Here is a 7625-nt window from a genome sequence, read left to right as displayed (position 1 = left end):
TTCCTCACAACTGAAAGTACTTTACAACCCGAAGGCCTTCTTCATACACGCGGCATGGCTGCATCAGGGTTTCCCCCATTGTGCAATATTCCCCACTGCTGCCTCCCGTAGGAGTCTGGACCGTGTCTCAGTTCCAGTGTGGCTGATCATCCTCTCAGACCAGCTAGAGATCGTTGCCTTGGTGAGCTCTTACCTCACCAACAAGCTAATCTCACCTGGGCTAATCCTGACGCGAGAGGCCCGAAGGTCCCCCTCTTTGCTCCGAAGAGATTATGCGGTATTAGCCATCGTTTCCAATGGTTATCCCCCACATCAGGGCATATTCCCAGGCATTACTCACCCGTCCGCCGCTCGCCGCCCAACAAATCACCCGAAGGGTCAATGTTGTCGCTGCCGCTCGACTTGCATGTGTTAGGCCTGCCGCCAGCGTTCAATCTGAGCCATGATCAAACTCTTCAATTAAAGTTTTGGCTCAATGAAATACTGTTAAACCATTACCGAAGTAATGATTGAATTGACTGTGCCAAATAATAAGTAAACTTACTATTTGTATTGGTCACTCAGTTTCATTGATAATTCTTTTGTTGACTATCATTTCACGAGTGCCCACACAGATTGCATGGTCAAATTGTTAAAGAGCAATATTTGCCACAACAGCTCTAATTCAGTGCTTCGTCGTGACAACGGAGGCAAATTATAGGGAAGATAAAATCCTTGGCAAGCCTTTTCAGTAAGTTTTTTCATTAAAAAGACCCACCCGGACAAAATATAGGCAACAAGAGCATTATAACACCCAATTAAGAGCCTTTATTCTAAATACTATCTTTGAATCCCCTACCCAAAGGCCAACATACTCCTAGCCAAATTCACTAAACCTAGAAACCATTGTCTTAAGTTCTATTGCATGAAGCGTACCCCAGCGATCTGTCCAGTCGATCGTCACCTCGATAGTCTTTGCCGCTGCAGATGTCGTTCCTGGTATTACCATCGAATCAGAGATCACAACTTGACGGTTAAAGTTGTAATCCGAGCCAGAAACAGACAAACCACTGTCTGAGTAAGTTCCCGCAGCCATGGAAGTGCCATCAAACAAAATTGTGCCAATTGCACTAATGCTTGTTGAACGAGTACGATACAGATCCAATTGTGATTCAGCCAGAGCTACAGCTTCAAGAGAGTTAAGTGCATAGTCTGTTTTTCGTTCCAGATAACTCTGCATTCGAATTAGCCCGAGCACCCCCACCGACAGTACGGTCAAAGAGATCACCGCCTCCAGCAAACTAAAACCTTTTTGTCTAGAAGTCATGCCAGGAACCCTCGATCCAAACTGGTGGCAATACAATGGTAACATCATCAATATTATTCTTATTAAAAGCAAAGTTAAGAGACTGATCAAAGTAGGCATCATAACTTTCAGTATCAAGTATCTGTCCACCTGAAAACGCAAAAGAACCCCGTTGAAAATAAACGGTGTTACCTTTTGTCAAAGTCGGGAAATGTAAATAATTACCAAAATAGCTGCTGGCTTCAAACTCATCCCAAAGCGCTTCGACTGGCGTAAAGCCTGTTGTCAAGTGATACAGCATCCCCGGAAAACTCAATGAACCCTGAACTGAGAAGATGCCATCGTGAATCATTAGAAATGTGGATGGATTATTCATACTAGTGAAAGCTTCAGACAATTTCTCAACTCCCCCACCTGCACCAGAAGTTAGCTCACACGAACCTTCTACCCAGATGTGGGACACTCCGACTTCAACTTTACTCGCAATTTTCTCTCCGCAATTTTCAACTATTCCGTAATCTACCCCCGAAATCGGAACCGTTTTTGAAGCGTGAATCGTTGAAAACCCCCACTCCGTGTCTATTCTCACAGCATTCCATTCAGACTTGTCCCGCTTAAACATGTCAAAAAACGGGTCAAGGCCTGTTGTTTGTACGAAGTCCGCACGATAGCCAGAATCACTGGATACATTTGTCATATGGGTTGAAGCACAATCGAAACCCTGAGAATCAAAGCCTTGATAAGGTGCAGCACCATGGAGTATCCCTTGATTAGTGGCACCAGCTAATGATGTTAAGTTGCGCTGATAATTTATCGCTACACACTGCCACCCTGAGGGCCCAAGCACTGTAGGATCCGGAGTTGAAAATACAGACGAACCATAAATGTAAAGATCAGCTGTTGACTTAAGTGCACCGGGAGCACTGGCATCAAATGCCATTCTCTTCGCTAATTGCTTCTTTATACCCTGCGTGCTGTATTCAGAAATAACATCGTAATTCATTCCACTTAATTGGAACTTTAATATTGAGAGTCCTAGTGGTGTCTTGCATTCTGATGCAAGGTAACCGGGGTAAGTACTGTCATCAAGCATAGCCGGGTCTAAATCAACGGAAGCCTTAGTAAAAGCACACTCGAGCCCACCTTCTGCAGCCCAATAGGCCTTTCGTTCCGCCAGTTCATTATCGGCCCGCTTTATCTGATAAAACACTGTTCTTGATGCTCCCAAAGTCATCATAAGCGCCGCTACCAGCATAATGGCTGTAATGAGTAGGCTCATCATTCCATGCTGTTTACGTATCATTGCCAGTTCCTTATCAAAAAACTTGTTTGCTTCTCGTAAGATTGAATGCCATTGGTTACATTGAGCGTCAGGGTTATTTTGTAACTAGTCGCCGTTGCTGTAGAAGCAATATTACGGACAACATTGAAGCTATTCACTTCGAGTTGTTTATAGGGAAGTATTGCGGCGACCTCCGCCGATGAACATAGTTCAGCATAAGAAAAAGAGGGCGTTGATAAGGTTTCACGTCGTTGGCACATTTGAACGGTTTCAGTACCAGCCGGTGAGATCGTTTTATGGAACTTAATGCCTCGCCACTCAGCATCTTCATCTAAATAGACAAAACCGATTTCATCAGCTCCCCCCTCGATCATGTTGGTCGATCCTGACAGCATCGCGACACTCCCGGTATCACCACTGTGACCAGCCCTTACCAGTTCTTCTTTCATCAGCCTCATTGCGTCGTTAACATCCTGATGAAGAGACAGGTTCTTTGCCCTTTCTGATATAGCCTTAAACCCGGAAAGATACACCGCCCCAACACTAGTGATAACAATCATGCTAACGGCAGCGGCAACGACAAATTCCACCAGCGAAGCACCGTATTGCTTATTAACATATGGCATAACCATAGGATCCCGAGTCAGAACAAATGTAAATACGCCCCGTCATCCGGTTCATTTTTGCCTCGATACTTTTAGCCGGATCCGACGCGTAGATCTGGTAAGTAATATGAATATTAGAAGTTCCCCTAACAGGACTGAAAGTAACAATGGCCGAGGCACTGGCCTTAAGATTAACTTGCTTAAATCCATCCCCTTGAATAACAGAATAAGCATTATCAATACTGTCTGTTATCGATGTGCCGGAAATAGCCGCCGGCAACAGCGCCAATACCCATTCACCATCAGAATGATAATTAGTGACATCATTCCCATCATCCCGTACCAGTTCTAGATTCAACTCCTCACTTCTCATCACCGCCTCTGCTTTTGCCTGTATTAATAGCCCCTGCAATTCTTCAGCCAGGCGCACTACACGATTGCGTTCCAGCAAAGTCTGGAAAGAAGGTGCCGCCGCCGCAGCTAAGATAGCGAGCACTGCTATCGAGATCACCAGCTCCATTAAGGTAAAGCCTACGACAAAGTAGGAGCTTTGATTTTTTCGTTGCTTAGCTTGCGATACATCAATGTGAGTCATTTCCAAAAAACCTAATAAGACAATAATACCCCAAAGATCTACAACACATAGAAGGATACCATTGCATCTCTAGCTGGTTATTTTAAATAAATAATCGTTCGAGGCATTTCGAATAACAAAGTAACGGGAGGAAAAATTGAAGCAACGAGGCGTGACTCTGATCGAACTAATGATAGCGGTAGTTATTATTGGCACTCTAGCCGCAATTGCCTACCCGGCTTACACACATCATTTAGTGGAAAGCCATCGTGCACAGGCAAAAACTAACCTAGTGATGATGCAACTATGGGCCGAAGATCAAATGAGGACAGGAACCCTAACAGGTGGAGCTATCTCGGCAAGTGAGTGTCCGACATGTAGTTTTGACGCAACACGCTATACCTATAGCATTACAACAACTGTATTGCCGCCACATACCGCCTACGAGATCTTCAGCAACGTAGTAAACGGAGGACCACAGGATGGTGACAGCTGCGGTACTCTGTCCATAAAAGGAAATGGCGCAACCACTCCTAGTGACTGCTGGTAAAAAAAAGCCAGCTTTCGCTGGCTTTTTTATCAAAGACGAAACTAGCCTTAACCGGTCAAGTCATCGAAGAACTTCTTCACACCATTAAAGAAGCCTTCAGATTTAGGCTTGTGCTTACTTGCACTTTTCCCACCTAGGCTCTCTTCAAGTTCTTGAAGCAACTCTTTCTGGCGAGCACTTAGACTCACTGGCGTTTCAACCACAAGTTTACAAATAAGGTCGCCCACTGCGCCACCGCGTACAGACTTCACGCCCTTACCGCGCATGCGGAACATACGGCCAGTCTGGGTTTCAGATGGTACTTTCAGGTTCACACGGCCATCAAGGGTCGGGACTTCTACCTCACCGCCAATAGCAGCCATGGTAAAGCTTACCGGTACTTCGCAGTATAGGTTGTTGCCATCACGCTCGAAGATATTGTGCTGAGCAACATGCACCTGTACATACAAATCGCCAGCTGGCGCACCGAATTCCCCAGCTTCACCTTCGCCCGATAGACGAATACGATCGCCAGTATCGACACCAGCTGGAATTTTAACAGACAGGGTCTTGGTTTCTTCTTTACGGCCCTGACCATGACAAGTGCCACATGGATCTTTGATGATCTTACCGCGACCGTGACAGTGTGGACAGGTTTGCTGAACCGCGAAGAAGCCTTGACGCATCTGTACTTGGCCTTGGCCATGACAGGTACCACAAGTGGTTGCAGATGTACCTTTCTTAGCACCAGAACCGTCACAGGTATCACAGTGAACCAAGGTAGGAACACGGATCTCTTTGCCGCAACCGCGAACCGCTTCTTCCAGTGTCAGCTCCATGTTGTAGCGCAAATCGGCACCACGCTGAGCGCGCTGCTGACCACCACCACGACGGCCACCGCCACCGAAGATATCGCCAAACACATCACCAAAAATATCACCGAAGTCAGCACCGCCGCCAAAGCCGCCGCCACCGCCCATACCACCTTGTTCGAAGGCTGCATGACCGTACTGGTCATAGGCTGCCTTCTTCTGAGGATCCGTTAGGATTTCGTATGCAGTCTTAACTTCTTTGAATTTCTCAGCCGCTTGATCGTCACCCTGATTACGGTCAGGGTGGAATTTCATCGCAAGGCGCTTGTAGGCCTTTTTGATATCACGCTCTGACGCATCACGACTTACGCCCAGAACTTCGTAAAAATCTCGTTTTGACATACTGATCTGTTACCTGCCTTAATACAGCTACGGGCGCAAGAGTAACCTCCAACGCCCGCGCTCAAATAAGATTATGAATTAACTATCTTATTTTTTGTCGTCTTTAACTTCTTCGAACTCAGCGTCAACAACGTTATCGTCTTGCTTCTCTTGCTGTGGCTGTTCAGCACCACCTTCTTGAGCTTGCTGCGCTTGAGCTTGCTGTTGAGCGATTTCCATCAGCTTCTGAGAAGCTGCGATAAGCGCCTGAACTTTAGCATCGATAGCTTCTTTATCTTCGCCTTTACGTGCTTCTTCAAGCTCGTTTACAGCTGCTTCGATAGTCGCTTTGTCTTCTGCTGGAAGTGCATCGCCCGCTTCTTCGATTTGCTTACGCGTACCGTGAACTAGCTGGTCAGCTTGGTTACGTGCAGTTACCAACTCTTCGAACTTCTTGTCCGCTTCTTTGTTAGCTTCTGCTTCTTGTACCATTTTCTCGATATCGTCGTCGCTCAGGCCGCTAGATGCTTGGATAGTGATCTTCTGCTCTTTACCTGTGCTCTTATCTTTCGCAGATACGTGCAGGATACCGTCGGCATCAAGGTCGAAAGTTACTTCGATTTGAGGCATACCGCGTGGAGCTGCGTTGATACCTTCAAGGTTGAACTGACCAAGAGACTTGTTGTAGCCCGCTTGCTTACGCTCACCCTGTAGAACATGGATAGTTACCGCGTTCTGGTTGTCTTCAGCTGTCGAGAACACCTGGTTCGCCTTAGTAGGGATAGTGGTGTTTTTCTCGATTAGCTTAGTCATTACACCGCCCATGGTTTCGATACCAAGAGACAATGGAGTAACGTCTAGTAGAAGTACGTCTTTAACGTCACCAGCAAGTACACCACCCTGAACAGCAGCGCCGACAGCAACAGCTTCGTCTGGGTTCACGTCTTTACGTGGCTCTTTGCCGAAGAACTCAGTTACTTTCGCCTGAACCATAGGCATACGCGTCTGACCACCAACAAGGATAACGTCAGTGATGTCGCCTACAGATAGGTCTGCATCAGCAAGAGCAACTTTTAGTGGCTCAAGAGAGCGCTGAACTAGGTCTTCAACTAGAGATTCTAGTTTCGCACGCGTCACTTTGATGTTCATGTGCTTAGGACCAGTCGCATCAGCAGTAACGTAAGGTAGGTTCACGTCAGTTTGCTGCGCAGAAGACAGTTCGATCTTCGCTTTTTCAGCCGCTTCTTTTACGCGCTGCATTGCTAGCGGATCGTTCTTAAGGTTGATACCTTGCTCTTTGTTGAACTCTTCTACTAAGTAGTTGATCATGCGGTTATCGAAGTCTTCACCACCTAGGTGCGTGTCACCGTTGGTTGCTAGAACTTCAAATGTTTTCTCGCCTTCAACTTCATCGATTTCGATGATAGAGATATCGAATGTACCACCACCAAGGTCGTAAACAGCGATAGTGCGGTCACCGCCTTGCTTGTCTAGGCCGTAAGCCAGAGCAGCAGCCGTTGGTTCGTTGATGATACGCTTAACTTCTAGACCTGCGATACGGCCAGCATCTTTCGTTGCTTGACGCTGAGCATCGTTAAAGTAAGCAGGAACAGTAACAACTGCACCAGTTACTTCTTCGCCAAGGAAGTCTTCAGCTGTTTTCTTCATCTTCTTAAGAACTTCAGCAGATACCTGAGGAGCAGCCATTTTCTGGCCTTTCGCTTCTACCCATGCATCACCGTTGTCTGCCTTAACAATTTTGAAAGGCATGATTTCGATGTCGCGCTGAACTTCTTCGTCTTCAAAACGACGACCAATAAGACGCTTGATTGCGAATAGCGTGTTTTCAGGGTTTGTCACCGCCTGACGCTTAGCTGGTTGACCAACTAGAGTTTCACCATCTTGAGTGTATGCGATAACAGATGCTGTTGTGCGCTCACCTTCAGCATTTTCAATTACACGTGGCTTGTCACCATCAAGTACTGCTACACAAGAGTTAGTTGTACCCAAGTCAATACCAATGATCTTACCCATCAGGCTTTCTCCGAAATTCGTTTAGCTTATTTGCCAGCCCGTTATCTAAACGCCACTGACAATGCGGTATCACCCGCAGAAAATGATTTACGATGTCGTATGACTACTAAATAGGGGCAGCCA

General features: G+C 46.4%; 7 protein-coding genes and 1 rRNA gene. 1 reads left to right on the top strand and 7 read right to left on the bottom strand.

Translation table 11 applies throughout. The features are described from left to right. The 5 genes from ACVA58_RS15170 to ACVA58_RS15150 form a co-directional block, all read right to left on the bottom strand. Window positions 1-462 (bottom strand): 16S ribosomal RNA (locus ACVA58_RS15170); the annotation flags it as partial. A gap of 394 nt (window positions 463-856) precedes the next feature. Continuing rightward, on the bottom strand, window positions 857-1306 hold the full coding sequence (locus tag ACVA58_RS15165; RefSeq protein ID WP_446511259.1) for a type IV pilus modification PilV family protein: 450 nt from the start codon (window positions 1304-1306) through the stop codon (window positions 857-859). Next, a complete protein-coding gene (locus ACVA58_RS15160; RefSeq protein WP_446511258.1) occupies window positions 1296-2588 on the bottom strand; it encodes a hypothetical protein in 1293 nt (430 codons plus the stop codon). Before ACVA58_RS15160 ends, ACVA58_RS15165 begins: the two co-directional genes overlap by 11 nt. Beyond that, the gene (locus ACVA58_RS15155; protein WP_446511257.1) at window positions 2585-3193 is read right to left on the bottom strand and encodes a PilW family protein; all 609 of its coding nucleotides are present in this window, start codon (window positions 3191-3193) and stop codon (window positions 2585-2587) included. Before ACVA58_RS15155 ends, ACVA58_RS15160 begins: the two co-directional genes overlap by 4 nt. Beyond that, window positions 3180-3767 carry a pilus assembly FimT family protein gene (locus ACVA58_RS15150; protein WP_446511256.1) on the bottom strand — a complete coding sequence of 196 codons (588 nt, stop codon included), beginning with the start codon at window positions 3765-3767 and terminating at the stop codon, window positions 3180-3182. Before ACVA58_RS15150 ends, ACVA58_RS15155 begins: the two co-directional genes overlap by 14 nt. 136 nt (window positions 3768-3903) lie before the next feature. On the opposite strand from ACVA58_RS15150, the gene ACVA58_RS15145 reads away from it, so the two are divergent. Beyond that, window positions 3904-4296, top strand: coding sequence for a type IV pilin protein (locus tag ACVA58_RS15145; protein WP_446511255.1), 393 nt, complete (start codon window positions 3904-3906; stop codon window positions 4294-4296). Between the two features lie 47 nt (window positions 4297-4343). Here the strand turns inward: ACVA58_RS15145 and dnaJ are convergent, their stop codons facing one another. Continuing rightward, entirely contained in the window at window positions 4344-5489 is a 1146-nt protein-coding gene (dnaJ, locus tag ACVA58_RS15140) for a molecular chaperone DnaJ (RefSeq protein WP_446511254.1), read from the bottom strand. 87 nt (window positions 5490-5576) lie between these two features. Next, window positions 5577-7502 carry a molecular chaperone DnaK gene (gene dnaK / locus ACVA58_RS15135; RefSeq protein ID WP_446511253.1) on the bottom strand — a complete coding sequence of 642 codons (1926 nt, stop codon included), beginning with the start codon at window positions 7500-7502 and terminating at the stop codon, window positions 5577-5579. Window positions 7503-7625: the final 123 nt, after the last annotated feature.

It is taken from the genome of Photobacterium sp. DNB22_13_2 (assembly GCF_052873915.1).
Note: the sequence above shows the minus strand (reverse complement) of the source record. Positions and strands in the feature narration are given on the sequence as shown.

Coding starts and splice junctions, on each gene's coding strand:
- dnaK (WP_446511253.1), bottom strand. CDS start 7,502: ATGGGTAAGATCATTGGTATTGACTTGGGTACAACTAACTCTTGTGTA.
- ACVA58_RS15165 (WP_446511259.1), bottom strand. CDS start 1,306: ATGACTTCTAGACAAAAAGGTTTTAGTTTGCTGGAGGCGGTGATCTCT.
- ACVA58_RS15155 (WP_446511257.1), bottom strand. CDS start 3,193: ATGCCATATGTTAATAAGCAATACGGTGCTTCGCTGGTGGAATTTGTC.
- dnaJ (WP_446511254.1), bottom strand. CDS start 5,489: ATGTCAAAACGAGATTTTTACGAAGTTCTGGGCGTAAGTCGTGATGCG.
- ACVA58_RS15160 (WP_446511258.1), bottom strand. CDS start 2,588: ATGATACGTAAACAGCATGGAATGATGAGCCTACTCATTACAGCCATT.
- ACVA58_RS15150 (WP_446511256.1), bottom strand. CDS start 3,767: ATGACTCACATTGATGTATCGCAAGCTAAGCAACGAAAAAATCAAAGC.